This is a genomic window from Desulfotignum balticum DSM 7044, assembly GCF_000421285.1.
Classification (GTDB): domain Bacteria; phylum Desulfobacterota; class Desulfobacteria; order Desulfobacterales; family Desulfobacteraceae; genus Desulfotignum; species Desulfotignum balticum.
Genome location: NZ_ATWO01000001.1, coordinates 3,072,404 through 3,087,941, shown reverse-complemented (window position 1 = coordinate 3,087,941; position 15,538 = coordinate 3,072,404). Strand labels below are relative to the sequence as shown.

Genomic DNA, 15,538 nt, shown 5'->3' with positions numbered 1-15,538 from the left:
TTTTTCTCCTGTTATTTGGATCCAAAAGACAGATCCTGGATATGTTCCACACAAGGATCTCCATCCAGAATCGCATCCATTTTACCATAGGTGGCCGGCAACAGTGTATGAATAAAAAACCGGGCCGTTTCCATTTGTCCGGCATAAAACGCGGCGTCTTTGTTTTTTCCCGCTGTCCGGGCCACTGCATTTCTGTCCAGGGTGCCGGTTTTTTTGGCCAGTTTGGGGGCCGCAACCCCGGCCCGCCACAAGAGCATCCAGGCAAAGGTGACATCTCCGGTCACTTCCAGAAACGGGTGGGCAAAGGCATAGGCATTCAATACCTTTTCCGACCGGGACCGGGCACCGATCTCTTTGGCCAGTGCCTCCAGCCGGGACACGGCATGGGACACTTTCGTGCTCAGATCCTGAACCCCTTCCGTGTCTTTGAATTGTTCAATGGTCTGTTTCATGCGGTCAATAAAGTACTGAAACGCTTTTCCGCCGTTCATGGACAGTTTTCTGCCTAACAGATCCATGGCCTGGATCCCGTTGGTGCCCTCATAGATCATGAAAATCCGTGCATCCCGCATGAGCTGCTCCACGGGATATTCGCTGATATACCCGTATCCGCCGTAGATCTGGACCCCGTGGGAGCAGACCTCCAGGGCCTTGTCCGTGACATAGCCCTTGACAATGGGGGTGAGCACCTCCACCATGGCGGCGGTGTCGGCTTTGACCTGGGCATCGTCCGTGGTGTGAACCACATCGTTGCACCAGGCGTAATAATAGTGCAAAGACCGCATGCCTTCAGTACAGGCCTTCATGTTGAGCAGCTGCCGCTTGACATCCGGATGCTGGATAATGGGAACGTTTTTGGCTTCCGGGTCTTTGCCGGCCGTCAGATGCCGCCCCTGGATTCTTGTTCTGGCATAGTCCAGGGCATACATGTAAGACGCGGAAGCCACGGCAAATCCCTGGAGCCCCACAAAGGCCCGGGCTTCGTTCATCATCTTGAACATGGCCGGCATGCCTTTGTTCTCTTGCCCCAGCAACGTGCCGATACACGGGCCTTTATCGCCTAAAGACAAGGATGCCGTGGCATTGCCGTGGATACCCATTTTCTTTTCCAGGCCCGTGCACACCACGTTGTTGAACTCCCCTAAAGAACCGTCATCATTCACCCGATATTTGGGGACCAGAAACAAAGAGATGCCTCTGGTGCCGGCCGGTGCCCCCGGGATCCTTGCCAGGACCGGATGAATAATGTTGTCGCACAGATCATGTTCTCCGGCGGAGATGAAAATCTTGGCTCCTTTGATGGAATAGGTGCCGTCCGGATTTTTTTCCGCCGTGGTGGTCAGGGCCCCGACATCAGATCCTGCTTCAGGCTCGGTGAGCAGCATGGTGCCGCCCCAGACGCCTGCAAACATTTTTTTCATGTACAGCCGTTTCTGGGTCTCATCCCCGAATGCTTCCACCAGTTTGGCAGCCCCGTGGGTCATGCCGTAATAGAGCATGAAAGCGGAATTGGCCCCCACCATATATTCCAGGGCTGCCGTGCCCACGGTTTTCGGCATGCCCTGACCCCCCACCTCCGGGTCATCGCACATGGCCAGCCACTCGCCTTCACAGAAAAGCCGCCAGGCCCGTTTAAAGGATTCAGGTGCTGTGACCTTGCCTTTTTCCAAAATACAGCCCTGCTCGTCTCCCTCCTTAAAGGTGGGCAGAATCTCTTTTATCGCCAGGTTTCGGGCTTCGGAAACAATCAGATCAACGGTTTTTTTATTGAATTCAGCAAAGATTTCATGATCCACCTGTCCGATCTGTTCGTGGAGGACAAAATCAACATCTCTGCGGTCAGCGATCAATTGTGCCATGTGAACATGCTCCCTTTTCATGGGTGTTTATAGTTTAACCGGTCTGTCTGCCTTCTTTCATTAGGCAAAAACCAGGGGGTTGTCAACGGGTGCCGGGAAAAAAAAGATTGATTTATTGATGGATTCATAAGATGGTATGCAATCATATGGATGATTGTCAAAAATGCGGTGGCGGATAGAAGAATAAAGCAGGAGAGCCATGATTGTTAGGTGCTGGGGTTCCCGGGGATCGATAGCGGTATCAGGCAGGCAGTATGTTGCCTATGGTGGAGATACCACCTGCCTTCAGATCACAGCCGGATCCGGCGAGACCGTGATTGTCGATGCCGGAACCGGAATCCGGCGCTTGGGTAATTTTCTTCTGGAAAAAAATATCACCCGGTATTTTATGCTGCAAACCCATTGCCACTGGGATCATCTGCTGGGGTTTCCGTTTTTTAAACCCTTGCTTCACAGGCAAAATCAGCTGATTATTCAGAACCGGGCCTTTGGCCGGGCCACCTTAAAAGATGTTTTCGAGCAAATGATGTCACCGCCTTTTTTTCCGATCCGGCTGTCAGAGCTGCAAGCGGATATTCAATTTGATTCGGGGCTCAACGATAGTTTCAACATCGGGTCGCTGCAGATCGATACCATTCCCAACAGTCATTCCGCCGGCACGCTTGGATACCGGTTCAAAGAAAACGGCAGTACGTTTGTGTTTTTAACGGACAATGAGCTGGGATTCGATCATCCCCAGAGCCGGGGAACGGATGCGTACCGACAGTTTTCCATGAATGCGGATGTGCTGATTCACGATGCGGAATACACTCAGGATGAGTATCGGCGCCGCAAAGGCTGGGGACATTCTTCCATTCCCCATGTGCTGGATCTGGCATTGAAAGCCGGCGTCGGTCAGCTGGGACTCACGCATCTGAACCAGGATCGCACGGATATGGAAATGGATGCCATTGTCAAAGAGGGCAACCGGTTTTTTTCATCCAGAAACAGTCAAACCCGGTGCTTCGGGGTGGCCTGCGATCTTGAAATTGTCCTTTGAATCAACAGATCCAGACCGGGAAAACATGCCTTCACAAAAAAGATGGCAAACCGCTGTCAAGGCATTTTGTCATCCCCGGGTGATTACCATGCTTTTTTTCGGCTTTTCCGCGGGCATGCCCCTTTTATTGATTTTTTCCTCTTTGTCTTTGTGGCTCAGGGAGGCCGGCGTGGAACGGTCGGCAGTTACCTTTTTTTCCTGGGCCGCATTGGGATATTCATTCAAGTTTGTGTGGGCCCCTCTGGTGGACCAGATGCCCATTCCCTGGCTCACCCGGAAACTGGGCCGCAGACGAAGCTGGATTCTGGCGGCCCAGACGGGAATTGCCGCAGCCATTGTGTGGATGGCATGTACCGATCCGGCCGCCGGGCAGCATCCCCTGGTTTTCATGGCCCTGGCCGCCGTGATGCTGGGGTTTTCTTCGGCGACCCAGGATATCGTCATCGATGCCTATCGCATTGAATCCGCGTCTGTGGATCTTCAGGCCATGATGGCTTCGGCGTATATCGGTGGATACCGCATCGGCATGCTTGTGGCCGGGGCCGGGGCCCTGGTTCTGGCGGAGTGGTTCGGCTCCACCAAAGGCGGGTACCGGTTTGAAGCCTGGCAGGCCACCTATCTCATCATGGCCGGGATGATGGCCGTGGGCATGACCACGGCTCTGGTCATTGATGAACCGGCATCGGAATACAATCCGGCGGACGCATATGGAGCCAAAACCTATCTGGCCGGTCTGGCCTTGTTCGGCGTAGCAGTGGCTGCGTTCGGACTGGTGTTTTATGCATCCGGCATATTTCTTGAGGATATCAGAATTCAGTTGGGACAATGGATGAACAATGCGACCCTGGGCGGGTTCATGGTGGAATGTGTCCGCCTGGGCGCAGGCATTCTGGCGGCGGTTCTGGTGGGCCGGCTGGGGCTGTTCTTCCGTCTGGTCAATAAAAAAATGGTGACTGACAGTTATGTGGCGCCGGTGCTGGATTTTTTCAGCCGGTACCGGCTGATGCTGGCCTGGCTGATACTGGCTTTGATCGGGTTGTATCGAATTTCCGATATCGTGCTGGGTGTGATATCCAATGTGTTTTACCAGGATCTGGGATTTTCAAAATCGCAGATCGCCAGCGTGGTGAAAACCTTCGGCCTTTTCATGACCATTGCCGGGGGATTTGCCGGAGGACTGCTGTCCATTCGATTCGGGGTGATCCGGATCCTGTTTCTGGGGGCTTTGCTGGCGTCGGCCACCAACCTGCTGTTCATGGTGCTGGCTTTTTACGGGCACAACCTGTTTCTTTTGTATGTGGTGATCGCGGCGGACAACCTGGCGGCCGGGCTGGCGTCGGCCGCATTTGTCGCGTTTCTGTCCAGCCTGACCAGCATCCGTTTCACCGCGGTTCAATATGCGGTGTTCAGTTCTTTGATGACCCTGGTTCCCAAACTGTTCGGCGGGTATTCCGGCACCATGGTGGATGCGATGGGATATCCGGCCTTCTTTTTTATCACCTTTCTGATGGGACTGCCGGTTTTGATCCTGGTGGGGTATTGCAGCCGGCATCTGGACGTGGCAAAATAAATAATTGTTGACAAAAAAAGTCCTTTTTTTTACTTAGAAGCGGGGAAAGATACATGCACAACTGAGGCGAAATCTTAAGGTAGGAGGTTTGTGATGACGCAAAAGGTGACACCGAGCAGTGACCTTGTCGGCTCTGTCATGGTTCTGGGTGGCGGGATTGCGGGTATGCAGTCCGCCATTGATCTGGCCAATTCCGGCTATTATGTCTATCTGGTTGAAAAATCCTATGCCATCGGGGGGATGATGGCTCAGTTGGACAAGACGTTTCCAACCAACGACTGTACGATGTGAGTGATTTCACCCAAACTGGTCGAGGTCGGCCGGCATCTGAACATTGAACTATTGACGAATACCGAATTGCTTGAACTGGAAGGAGAACAGGGGAATTTCACGGCCAGAATCAGGGAAAATCCGCGATTTGTAGATATTTCCAAATGCACATCCTGCGGCGAATGTACCAAAGTCTGTCCTGTCGATGTGTCCAGTGAACATAACCAGGGCCTGAACAATCGTAAAGCCATTTTTAAACAATATGAACAAGCCATTCCCGGGGCGTACGGCATTTCCAAGCGGTCGGTGGCTCCGTGTAAAGCGACCTGTCCGGCCCATGTGTCCATTCAGGGATTTATCGCCCTGATGCAGCAGGGTAAATATGCGGAAGCGCTGAAGCTGTTTAAACAGGAACACCCGTTTCCCGGATCCTGCGGCCGGGTCTGTCACCATCCCTGCGAATCCGTGTGTACCAGAGGCGATGCGGATCAGCCCCTGGCCATCCAGTACCTGCACCGGTTTCTGGCGGATCTGGATTTTGAAGAAGCATCACCCTGGGTCCCTGAAGTCGGTGAAAAACGCGAAGAAAAAATCGCCATTATCGGTTCCGGCCCGGCCGGCCTGACGGCGGCGTATTACCTGGCCCAGAAAGGGTATGCCGTCACGGTGTACGAAAAACTGCCGGTAAAAGGCGGTATGATGGCCGTGGGGATTCCGGAATACCGGCTGCCCAAGGCACAACTGGAAAAAGAGATCGCCGTGATCGAAGCCTTAGGGGTGACGATCAAGACCGGCGTGGAATTCGGAAAAGACATCACCCTGGACAGCCTGAAAAAAGACGGTTTTTCAGCCGTTTTCATGGCCACGGGCCTGCATGGGTCCCGGGCTTTGGGCGTGAAGGGCGAAGATCTGAAAGGCATTCTCAAGGGCACGACATTTCTGCAGGATGCCGCATTGGGCAAGGCGGAGAAACTGACCGGAAAAACCATTGTGATCGGCGGCGGCAACGTGGCCGTGGACGTGGCGTTGACGGCCCGGCGCCTGGGAGCGGACGATGTTACCATGGTGTGTCTGGAAAAACGCGATGAAATGCCGGCCTGGGATTACGAGATTGAAGAAGCCATTGAAGAAAAAGTCAATATCGTGAACAGCAAAGGACCGATGCGGTTCTACGGCAATGACGACGGGCAGGTGACGGAAGTCGCTTTTCAGGAATGTACCTCGGTATTTGACGAAAACGGGCGGTTCAATCCTCAGTACGATGACTGTCAACTCACCTCATATGAAGTGGACAATGTGATTGTGGCCATCGGACAGATGGGGGAAACCGGGTTTGCCAAAGATCAGGGCATCTCACTGACCCGGCCCGGCGGGTATGAAGCGGACCCGGTTACGTTGCAGACCCCTGTTGACTGGGTGTTTGCCGGAGGGGATGCATTTTACGGCCCCAAGTCCGTGGTGGATGCCGTGGCTTCGGGTAAGACTGCGGCGGAAAGTATTCACCGGTTCATCAATGGGTTGGACCTGGCCGAAGGCCGGGAAAAATCCTGGGAATATGACAAACCGGAAATCACGGATGTGCCGAATATTGCGAGGATGCAGCCGGAAAAACTGCCGCCGGCCCGGCGGGAAGGCAATTTTAAAGAAGTCACCCAGGCGCTTGCCAGGGAACTCATTGATCAGGAAGCGGCCCGGTGCCTGTCCTGCGGCATCTGTTCCGAATGTTACCAGTGTGTGGAGGTCTGTCTGGCCGGGGCCGTGGAGCACGATCAGGTGCCAAAAGTCAGGGATGTCCAAGTGGGGTCGGTGATCATGACCACGGGCGCGGACACGTTTGATCCCGCAGACTTGGATGACACCTATATGTACAAACGATCCCAAAATGTCATGACCTCTCTGGAATTTGAGCGGATTCTGTCTGCGGGCGGCCCCACCATGGGGCATCTGGTGCGGCCTTCCGACGGCAAAGAACCGGAAAAGATCGCCTGGCTTCAGTGTATCGGTTCCCGGGACACCAACCGGTGCGGCAACGGGTATTGTTCGTCGGTGTGCTGCATGTATGCCATCAAAGATGCCATGATCGCCAAGGAGCATTCGGAAAAAGAGCTGGATACCGTGATATTCAATATGGATGTGCGGACATTCGGCAAAGATTATGAAAAATATTATCTCAGAGCATTGGAACAGGACGGGGTGCGGTTTGTGAAATCCCGGATCCATTCCGTGATCGAAGAGCCGGGAACCGACAACCTGATTCTGAAATACGCGGATGAACAGGGAAAGATCCATGAGGAAGTATTTGACATGGTGATCCTGTCCGTGGGGCTGGTCATCCCCAAACACAGTGTGGATCTGGCAAACCGCATCGGCGTGGCGCTCAATCCGTACAATTTCGTGGAAACGTCGACCTTTAATCCCCTGGAGACCAGCCGGCCGGGTGTGTATGTGTCCGGCACGTTTCAGGGACCCAAAGATATCGCTTCTTCCGTGACCGAAGCCTCAGGCGCGGCCTGTGCCGCCGGCCGGCATCTGGCCCCGGCCCGTCATTCATTGACGAAAACCGTGACATTGCCAACGGAACGGGATGTGCTGGGTGAAGACCCCCGGGTGGGGGTGTTTGTGTGTAAATGCGGGATCAACATTGCCGGAGTCATTGATGTGGATGATGTGGCGGCATATGCGGGGAATCTGCCCAATGTGGTGTATACCGGTGAAAATCTGTTCACCTGTTCCCAGGATACCCAGGTGTCCATCAAAGAGATCATTGACGAATACCAGCTCAACCGGGTGGTGGTGGCCTCGTGTACCCCCAAGACCCATGAGGGGATCTTCATGGACACCCTGGAGGAAGCCGGTTTGAACAAGTACCTGTTTGAAATGGCCAATATCCGGAACCAGGATTCCTGGATGCATTATCATGAACCGGAAAAGGCCACGGCCAAGGCCAAAGACCTGATCCGCATGGCGGTGGCCCGGGTCAGTATCCTGGGACCTTTGCATGACAAAAAGATCTCCATCATTGACAAGGCATTGGTCGTCGGCGGCGGTATCGCCGGGATGACTTCGGCCAAAGCTCTGGCAGACCAGGGGTTCCATGTCACGCTCCTGGAAAAGGAAGACACCCTGGGCGGTTTGGGACGGCGATTGCACCATACCATCGAGGGGGATGATATCCAGGCGTTTGTCAAGGAACTGGCGGATGCCGTGGAAACCCATGCGCATATCGATGTGCTCAAGCAGGCCCTGGTGGTGGAATTCGGCGGGTACAAAGGCAATTTCAAGACCGAAGTGCTGGTGGGGCCGGACATGAAGCAGAAAAAGATCGATCATGGCGTGATGATCGTGGCCACAGGCGGTGGCGAGTATCAGCCCACGGAATATCTGTACAATGACAGCGATGCCGTGGTGACCCAGCTGGAACTGGCGGACCGGCTGGCAGACAACACATTCGGCAATCCGGACCGGGTGATCATGATCCAGTGTGTGGGGTCCCGGAACGAGACCAATCCCAACTGTTCCCGGATCTGCTGCCAGAATGCCGTGAAAAACGCCATTGCCATCAAGGAACAAAGCCCGGACACGGATGTGTTTATTCTGTACCGAGATATGAGAACCTATTCCATGATGGAGGCGTATTACACCAAAGCCCGGAACATGGGCGTGATCTTTTCCCGGTTCAGCAAAGAGGATCCGCCCCGGGTGGAAAAATCGGCCGACGGCGGGCTCACCGTCACGTTCATGGATCATGTGCTGGGACAGTATATTGAGGCGGACGCCGATGTGGTGGCATTGTCCGCCGGGGTGACAGCCACAGATACCAAGGAGCTGTCCCATATTATCAAGGCCCAGCGCAACGCGGAAGGGTTTTTCATGGAAGCTCATGTCAAGCTCCGGCCGGTGGACGGGGGCACGGAAGGGGTGTTCATCTGCGGTACGGCCCACGGGCCCAAGCTGATCACGGAAACCGTGGCCCAGGCCATGGCTGCCGCATCCCGGGCCGCTACCTATCTGTCCCAGGAGTTTCTGACCCTGTCTGCGGTGGTGGCGGAAGTGGATCAGGATCGATGCGCTTCCTGCCTGGTCTGTGTCCGATCCTGTCCCTATCATGTGCCGGTAATGGATGAAAACGGGGTTTCGTACATCGACCCGGCCCTGTGCCAGGGTTGCGGGGTCTGCGCCTCGGAATGCCCGGCCAAGGCCATCAAGCTCAACTGGTACGAAGATGACTCATTGCTCAGCAAGGTGGAATCCCTGCTGGAGGAGGTATGATATGACAAAAGAATTTGAACCGGTCATTCTGGCGTTCTGCTGTAACTACTGAGGGTATTCCGCTGCGGACCTGGCAGGTTCCATGAGGCTGAAAATACCGACAAATTTCAGAATTATCCGGGTCCCCTGTACCGGAAAGGTTGATATCATCCACATTCTGCGTGCCTTTGAAAAAGGGGCCGACGGGGTGTATGTGGTGGGATGCATGGAGGGGGACTGTCATTTCAACGAGGGCAATTTCAGAGCGAGAAAACGGGTGGAACAGGCTGCCAAAGTTCTGGAAAAAATCGGAGTCGGCAAAGACCGGGTGAGGATGTACAACCTGTCTTCCGGTGAAGGCCCTTTGTTTGCCCAGTATTCCACGGAAATGGTCAATCGTGTCAAGGAAATGGGGCCCAGCCCCATTAGACTGGCAAAACAACGCAAGACCCAAAAGGCCGATGCTGCCTGAAAAAGAACTATTTTAACCGCCTAAGCAAGAGGTGAGCATGATAATAGCAGAGAAAAAACCCATTGAAGAGATTATCCGGGAAGTTGAGGCCTATGACCGCATTCTGGTGCTGGGATGCAATGAATGCGTCACGGTCTGTGAGGCCGGGGGTAAAAAAGAGGTGGAGGTCCTGGCATCGGTCCTTCGAATGAATTTCATGGCCCAGGATCGGGAAAAAACCATTGATGAGCGAACCCTGGAGCGTCAGTGCGATCATGAATATTTAGAGGAGATCCGGGATGTGATCGACCAGTATGATGCCGTCATATCTCTGGCCTGCGGCGTGGGGGTTCAGTTTGCTGCGGAAAAATATATGACCACACCGGTGTTGCCGGGTGTCAACACGGTCTGCTTAGGCGCCAATGAGGACCGGGGCCTGTGGACGGAACGGTGCCAGGCCTGCGGGTCGTGTGTGCTGGCCCGCACCGGCGGCATCTGCCCGGTGTCCCGGTGTGCCAAACGGGTGCTCAACGGGCCCTGCGGCGGTTCCACCAACGGCAAGTGTGAAATTTCCAAGGACACGGACTGTGCCTGGCAGCTGATCATCGACCGGCTCAAAGCCCTGGGGAAGATGGATGATTACGAAATAGTCGCCCCTGTGAAAGACTGGTCCACTGACCGGGCCGGCGGACCCAGAACCGTAACCAGGGAGGATGTGAAGATATGAGCGAATATGTGAGCGACAGCAGACTGGAGCGCGTGTTAAAGGTCGGACACCTGGGTGTGACATCCGAATGCGGGCCGCCCCGGGGCAGTGATCCGGAAGAGATCAAGAAAAAAGGGATGCTGATCAAAGATTATGTGGATGCGGTGAATGTCACGGACAACCAGACCGCCATGACAAGGATGTCCTCTCTGGCCGCCTGTGTTCATTTAAAACTGCTGGGCATTGAACCGGTGCTGCAGATGGTGACAAGAGACAGAAACCGGGTGGCCCTGCAAAGCGATATTCTGGGGGCCGCCTCGTTTGATATTTCCAACATGCTGTGTCTGTCCGGCGATCATCAGAGTTTTGGGGACTGTGCCCAGGGCCAGAATGTGCATGACTTAGATTCCATGCAGCTGGTGCAGACCGTCCGGTATATGCGGGATGAAGGCAAGTTTCTGGGCGGAGACGATATCAAGCGGCCGCCCAGACTTTTTGTGGGAGCGGCGGCCAATCCGTTTGCCGATCCGTTTGAGATCCGGGTGCCCAGGCTGGCCAAGAAAATTGCCTGTGGGGCGGAATTCATCCAGACCCAGTGCATCTACAATGTCGATAAATTCAAGGAGTGGATGCGCAGGGCTTCTGACCGGGGATTGACGGAAAAGGTTTTTATCATGGCCGGCATGACGCCCATGAAGTCCGTGGGTATGGCCAAGTACATGAAAAACAAGGTGCCGGGCATGGATGTGCCCGATGAAATTATCCAGCGGCTGGCGGGCGTGGAAAAAAAGCACCAGGCCCAGGAAGGCATCCAGATCTGCGTGGAGCATATCCAGGAACTCAAGGAAGTGCCCGGAATCGCGGGGTTTCACATCATGGCCATTGAATGGGAAGAAAAAGTGCCGGAAATAGTTGAAAAAAGCGGGCTTTATCCAAGGCCTGAAGTATAGACAAATACGGACCTTTTCAGATACAATGAAAAGCCAGGGCCGGTGGATGGGATTCCGGGCCCTGGTTTTATTGCTTGTCACTGTGGATACGTTATTTTCGATATAAGGAGAGGGTATGGCAGTCGTTGTCAAATACATTGTGGTCAGGAACGGAGAGGAAAAAATGACATTTGCGACAAAAAAGGAAGCAGACGCTTATGATAAAATGCTTGATATTGCCGACAATTTGTTTGAATTCCTCGATAAATCAGAACTGAAGCTGCCTGAAGATCAGATGGAAAAAATTTCTTTGCTCCTGGCTGAGAAAAAGGATGTGGTGATGCCGATCCTGAGGGGAATCAACCCCAAAAAACAGGCATCGGCCAAACCGAAAAAACCAGCGGAAAAATCCGGAGATGCGGCCCCGGCCCCGAAACCGAAAACAGCCAAAAAATAGCGGTTCAAATTTATGAATTTCAGGGTTTTGGGTTGTAATGTTCTTTGATTTCAAAAGGTTATAATTTTTTATTTCATGAATCAGCGGGTGGGTTGCATTGAAAAGTTCAAAATTGTGAACAGGCGGGGGCCCTGTTTTTTGGCAGGTATGGATCAAAATGGACCCAGCCATGATTCCGGCCCATTGAAACGCACTGTAAAAAGGGAAGATGGCGGCAATTTTATTATATCTGCAAAAAAATATTCTGGTTGGCATGTGCATTGCATTACTCATTTACAACTAATCGCCAATTAGTTTTTTCATCTTTTTTTCCTTTTCTGAAAAGGCTGCCCCCAAAGGGCAGCCTTTTTCAGTTTTGGTGGATGTGACAGGCATCGATGCTGGATTCGATTTGATGCATGATTCGGGCAAAGGCAGCGGAATGGGGGGAGTTGAACTGATTCTGGAACGCTTCGGCAGTCATGTTTTCAGGTAGATGTTTGATATCGGGCATGAATTGATTCTCCCGGGATAGTTCCGCTGCCCGCTGCTGCATCAGCCGGGCATTGACAGGCCCTGAAACGGCAAATTCAGCCAGCCGGATCCCGGCTTCGTTGGCACTGATATCCACAAAACTGTATCCGGATTTCGTCTGTGCATCCTCCATTTCTTTGGCCATTCCCATGGACCGGGCCAGTTTGCCGGAAGCCAGTACCGTGATGGCGGCAGAGGAGAGAAAATGCTGGGCCAGATCCTCCCGGCCATACAGCACAAAGACGACATCGGGCCGGGATGATGAAACTGTATGCCGGATATCCGGAGACAGAAACCCGCCCAGATCCTGATTCATGACATAAGCCGCCATCACCTGGAGAACAGCCGTGTTTTCAGAGACCGGGTCCTGAGACAGGGCCGTATTTTCCACGGCCCGCCGGAACAACGGTTTCATAACGGCACTTAAAGATTGTTTCTTTTGCCTGAAGGATGAAGACAGTTTGACCAGATAATTGTGGTATTCAATCAGGCGTTTCTGATGTTCTGAAGAGAACAGCTGCTTTTTTGCCTCACCTGTCAGGGTTGCCAGTATCAGCGGATTCCACTGGAATTCCAGGGTTAGCCGGTCCTTATCAATGTCCAGGGTCTGTATCTGCCGGGCCACAGATATGGCGTGGGCATATCGGGGGGTGTCCATCCCCTTTGCATGGATTTGATCTGCCATCCATTGAACAATGGGGTCCGGGACCTGGATACGGCCGACCCGCAGCTGCTGAATTTTTAGTTTGCCGGGTTGCAAATGCACGGCCGCCGCCAGGTTGATCCATTTGATTGGAAAAATGTCCGACACCTGAATCGAGGCATACACCACAGCGGTTTCCGGAAACAGGTGGGCCTGAAATGCCATTTTTTCTACATCGGCAAACTGAGTCAATCCATATGTGAGCAGCAGGTTCAGATCATTTTCCGAAATCGTCAGAGATGTCAACGCCATGGATTTTTCTTGGCTGGATTTCAGTGGGGCCAGTATCTGTCTGGCCCGCTGGATATCCGCCCCGGCCACAGGCCCTGAAATCCGGATATGGGGGTGCAGATCAAAGACCATGATGACCAGACCTGCCGGAATCAGGATCACCAGCACCAGGCTGGTGATCAAAATGACCGTGAAAACGATTCTCATGGCAGAAGTTGCCGCAAATGATCGATCACTTCCTGGTTGTCAGGAAATCGTTTGGCCTTGCGTTTGGAAAAAACAGTGGTTTGACCGGCCGTGATCTCATAAATGCCGTTACTGCCGGCAACCAGTTTCGGAGTGATGTGCAGTTCTTTTTCAATGAGGTCCGCCAGACCGGCAGCCCGTGGTTCGTAGTTTCAAACGGAACAATAGGTGATTTTGATTTCCATACATACCTTCCTTTTGGATTTGGATGGGTTTTTTCCAGGTTTCACCATGGTAAAACATCAGGAATTGGTTGTGATATCGCTAAGATTATAGTAAAGGTAAATTATTTTTATTGCAATGACTGTGAAATCGTTTCAGTCAATTCATAATGAATAATTTGAAAAGGTGATTCCATGACAGATGTTATTTTTGGTTTCCTGAACAGTATCGGTTTTACCCATCCGCTTCATCCGGCGTTGACTCATATTCCCATGGGCATGGTGCTCGGCGCAGTGGTCTTTCGGCTGGTATCTTTTCTGCCCCGAATGAAAATGCTGGCAAAAACCGGATACCATTGTGTGATTCTGGCACTTGTGGGGGTTATCCCCACCATATTCACCGGCTACCTGGACTGGCAGCACCGGTTCGGGGGCGAATGGGAGTTTCTGATCGTCCTGAAAATGTTTCTGGCAGCTGTTCTCACCGTGCTGCTGCTGGTGACCGCCATCAAGGATGATCCTGAAAACCGCGGATTTAACCGGCTCACCGGATGGTATGTGCTCATGGCGTTAGTGGCCATCGGACTGGGATTTTCCGGCGGCGAACTCCAATATGGATAATGCCGGAAATTTTATAAATTTAAGTCATTCATAAGGATCAATGATAACAAAAAGGCAAAAGGTGTCAAAATGATGAAAAAAATCGGATTGTTGATGCTGGCCGCAGCTGTTTTTCTGCCGGGCAGCCTGTTTGCTTCAGACTATGCCCACAAACTGGAAGTCAAAGACATGACCGTGTCCTGGACACTGGACAGTGACCAGATCCAGATGGAATTGAGTGCCAAAACCACGGGCTGGGTTGCCATTGGTATCGATCCGGAAGATGCCATGGGCGGTGGCGATATTATTATCGGGGCCGTTAAAAACGGCAAGGTGAGAATCGAAGACCATTTTGCGGACAGAAAACGGGGTCATTCTTCAGATGATAAACTGGGGGGAACCAATCAGGTGATTGATCCGGCGGGAAAAGAGGAAAATGGGGTGACCACCCTCTCTTTCACCCGTTTGGTGAACGCATTGGAACAATGGGACAAGCCCATACGCACAGACGGCAAGACAAGGGTCATGATCGCCTTTGGTACGGGCAGGGACTCCTTTATCGCCGGACATCAGTTTCGGACGGTATATGATATTGATTTTGCCACGGGTGAGGCTGTCAAAATCAAATGATGTTTTGCAGAAAAGTTGCGGGTCCGGCCATGGCAGGGTGGGTCACCTGCCTGATGCTGACCATTGCGGTGCCCGGGTTTGCACAGGATGGCGGACTGGATCATGCCCCTCATGATCCTGCCGGGAATACACGGGTGAATCCGGCAGATCCCCATCATGACCATGATGCCATGGTCATGGATGAGGGGACGGACATAAACGCGCTGGCAGGTCAGGTGAAAGTCGAGGAACGACTGGGCCAGTATATCGACCTGGAGGCGCGGTTTCTGGATGCCCAGGGTCGGTCAGTCACCATCCGGGAAATATTTGACAAGCCTGTGGTGCTGTTGCCCATCTGGTTTTTCTGCCCGTCGGTGTGTACGTTTCTCCAGGCGGATCTGGCAAAGGCATTGAACCGGGTGGACCAGCCGCCCGGGGAAGCGTTCAATATCATTACCTTGAGTTTTTCAGATGATGAAGACCCTTCCCATGCCCTGGCCGCCAAAAACAATTATGCCAACCTGCTCCAGCGCGATTTTCCTCTGGAAAACTGGTTCTATCTCACCGGGGATGAGGAAAATATCCGGCGGGTAACCGATTCTCTGGGATATTATTTTGTCAAGAAAAAGCCCCATGAATACATCCATCCCAACGCCATGGTGGTGCTGGCAGGGGATGGAAAAATAATCCGCTATCTGTATGGCCCCGGATTTCTGCCGTTTGACCTGGGCATGGCATTGACCGAGGCCCGAAAAGGGGAACCCGGGGTGTCCATCAAGCGGCGGGTACTTTCTTTCTGCTTTGATTATGATTCGGAAAACAACACCTATGTGTTCCGGCTGTTCAGAATCACGGGAACGGTGATTCTGATTCTGCTGGCCGGATTTGTGGTGTTTCTGGTTCGGCCGGGAAAGAAAACCGGGCACAGACGGCCGGGGGGTTAAGG

The 15,538-nt window shown here is 53.0% G+C and carries 13 protein-coding genes; 10 read left to right on the top strand and 3 right to left on the bottom strand.

Going from position 1 to position 15,538, the window contains the following annotated elements; all coding sequences use genetic code 11:
* Window positions 1-11 precede the first annotated feature (11 nt).
* The gene (locus K365_RS0115415; protein WP_024335299.1) at window positions 12-1,859 is read right to left on the bottom strand and encodes an acyl-CoA dehydrogenase family protein; all 1,848 of its coding nucleotides are present in this window, start codon (window positions 1,857-1,859) and stop codon (window positions 12-14) included.
* 199 nt (window positions 1,860-2,058) lie between these two features.
* On the opposite strand from K365_RS0115415, the gene K365_RS0115405 reads away from it, so the two are divergent.
* From K365_RS0115405 to K365_RS0115370, 7 genes are all read left to right on the top strand, one after another.
* Window positions 2,059-2,898, top strand: coding sequence for an MBL fold metallo-hydrolase (locus K365_RS0115405; protein ID WP_024335298.1), 840 nt, complete (start codon window positions 2,059-2,061; stop codon window positions 2,896-2,898).
* Between the two features lie 25 nt (window positions 2,899-2,923).
* On the top strand, window positions 2,924-4,468 hold the full coding sequence (locus tag K365_RS0115400) for an AmpG family muropeptide MFS transporter (RefSeq protein WP_024335297.1): 1,545 nt from the start codon (window positions 2,924-2,926) through the stop codon (window positions 4,466-4,468).
* Between the two features lie 93 nt (window positions 4,469-4,561).
* Window positions 4,562-9,007, top strand: a complete 4,446-nt coding sequence (locus tag K365_RS0115390; RefSeq protein ID WP_156887734.1) for an FAD-dependent oxidoreductase — start codon at window positions 4,562-4,564, stop codon at window positions 9,005-9,007.
* Between the two features lies 1 nt (window position 9,008).
* Complete coding sequence (locus K365_RS0115385) at window positions 9,009-9,458, top strand: hydrogenase iron-sulfur subunit (RefSeq protein WP_268870648.1); 450 nt, start codon at window positions 9,009-9,011, stop codon at window positions 9,456-9,458.
* 37 nt (window positions 9,459-9,495) lie between these two features.
* The gene (locus K365_RS0115380; RefSeq protein WP_006968254.1) at window positions 9,496-10,164 is read left to right on the top strand and encodes a methylenetetrahydrofolate reductase C-terminal domain-containing protein; all 669 of its coding nucleotides are present in this window, start codon (window positions 9,496-9,498) and stop codon (window positions 10,162-10,164) included.
* On the top strand, window positions 10,161-11,093 hold the full coding sequence (locus K365_RS0115375; protein ID WP_024335295.1) for a methylenetetrahydrofolate reductase: 933 nt from the start codon (window positions 10,161-10,163) through the stop codon (window positions 11,091-11,093). Before K365_RS0115380 ends, K365_RS0115375 begins: the two co-directional genes overlap by 4 nt.
* Window positions 11,094-11,208: 115 nt before the next feature.
* Window positions 11,209-11,529, top strand: coding sequence for a YebG family protein (locus K365_RS0115370; RefSeq protein WP_024335294.1), 321 nt, complete (start codon window positions 11,209-11,211; stop codon window positions 11,527-11,529).
* A gap of 349 nt (window positions 11,530-11,878) precedes the next feature.
* On the opposite strand, the gene K365_RS0115365 is transcribed toward K365_RS0115370, so the two are convergent.
* Together K365_RS0115365 and K365_RS29240 are read right to left on the bottom strand one after the other, a co-directional pair.
* Window positions 11,879-13,183, bottom strand: a complete 1,305-nt coding sequence (locus K365_RS0115365; RefSeq protein ID WP_006968251.1) for a hypothetical protein — start codon at window positions 13,181-13,183, stop codon at window positions 11,879-11,881.
* A complete protein-coding gene (locus tag K365_RS29240; protein ID WP_337833253.1) occupies window positions 13,180-13,320 on the bottom strand; it encodes an Rdx family protein in 141 nt (46 codons plus the stop codon). The genes K365_RS0115365 and K365_RS29240 overlap by 4 nt, the downstream gene beginning before the upstream one ends.
* A 258-nt stretch (window positions 13,321-13,578) precedes the next feature.
* On the opposite strand from K365_RS29240, the gene K365_RS0115355 reads away from it, so the two are divergent.
* The 3 genes from K365_RS0115355 to K365_RS0115345 all read left to right on the top strand — a co-directional run bounded on the left by K365_RS0115355 (window position 13,579) and on the right by K365_RS0115345 (window position 15,536).
* A complete protein-coding gene (locus tag K365_RS0115355; RefSeq protein ID WP_006968250.1) occupies window positions 13,579-14,004 on the top strand; it encodes a DUF2231 domain-containing protein in 426 nt (141 codons plus the stop codon).
* A 69-nt stretch (window positions 14,005-14,073) separates the two neighbouring features.
* Window positions 14,074-14,613, top strand: a complete 540-nt coding sequence (locus K365_RS0115350; protein WP_006968249.1) for a DOMON domain-containing protein — start codon at window positions 14,074-14,076, stop codon at window positions 14,611-14,613.
* Between the two features lie 29 nt (window positions 14,614-14,642).
* Window positions 14,643-15,536, top strand: a complete 894-nt coding sequence (locus K365_RS0115345) for an SCO family protein (RefSeq protein ID WP_245569186.1) — start codon at window positions 14,643-14,645, stop codon at window positions 15,534-15,536.
* Window positions 15,537-15,538: the final 2 nt, after the last annotated feature.

Excerpts from the sequence above, each read along its gene's own strand:
- K365_RS0115365 (WP_006968251.1), bottom strand. The coding sequence starts at position 13,183 with ATGAGAATCGTTTTCACGGTCATTTTGATCACCAGCCTGGTGCTGGTG.
- K365_RS0115345 (WP_245569186.1), top strand. The coding sequence starts at position 14,643 with ATGGCAGGGTGGGTCACCTGCCTGATGCTGACCATTGCGGTGCCCGGG.
- K365_RS0115350 (WP_006968249.1), top strand. The coding sequence starts at position 14,074 with ATGATGAAAAAAATCGGATTGTTGATGCTGGCCGCAGCTGTTTTTCTG.
- K365_RS0115400 (WP_024335297.1), top strand. The coding sequence starts at position 2,924 with ATGCCTTCACAAAAAAGATGGCAAACCGCTGTCAAGGCATTTTGTCAT.
- K365_RS0115415 (WP_024335299.1), bottom strand. The coding sequence starts at position 1,859 with ATGGCACAATTGATCGCTGACCGCAGAGATGTTGATTTTGTCCTCCAC.
- K365_RS0115355 (WP_006968250.1), top strand. The coding sequence starts at position 13,579 with ATGACAGATGTTATTTTTGGTTTCCTGAACAGTATCGGTTTTACCCAT.
- K365_RS0115375 (WP_024335295.1), top strand. The coding sequence starts at position 10,161 with ATGAGCGAATATGTGAGCGACAGCAGACTGGAGCGCGTGTTAAAGGTC.
- K365_RS0115405 (WP_024335298.1), top strand. The coding sequence starts at position 2,059 with ATGATTGTTAGGTGCTGGGGTTCCCGGGGATCGATAGCGGTATCAGGC.
- K365_RS0115380 (WP_006968254.1), top strand. The coding sequence starts at position 9,496 with ATGATAATAGCAGAGAAAAAACCCATTGAAGAGATTATCCGGGAAGTT.
- K365_RS0115370 (WP_024335294.1), top strand. The coding sequence starts at position 11,209 with ATGGCAGTCGTTGTCAAATACATTGTGGTCAGGAACGGAGAGGAAAAA.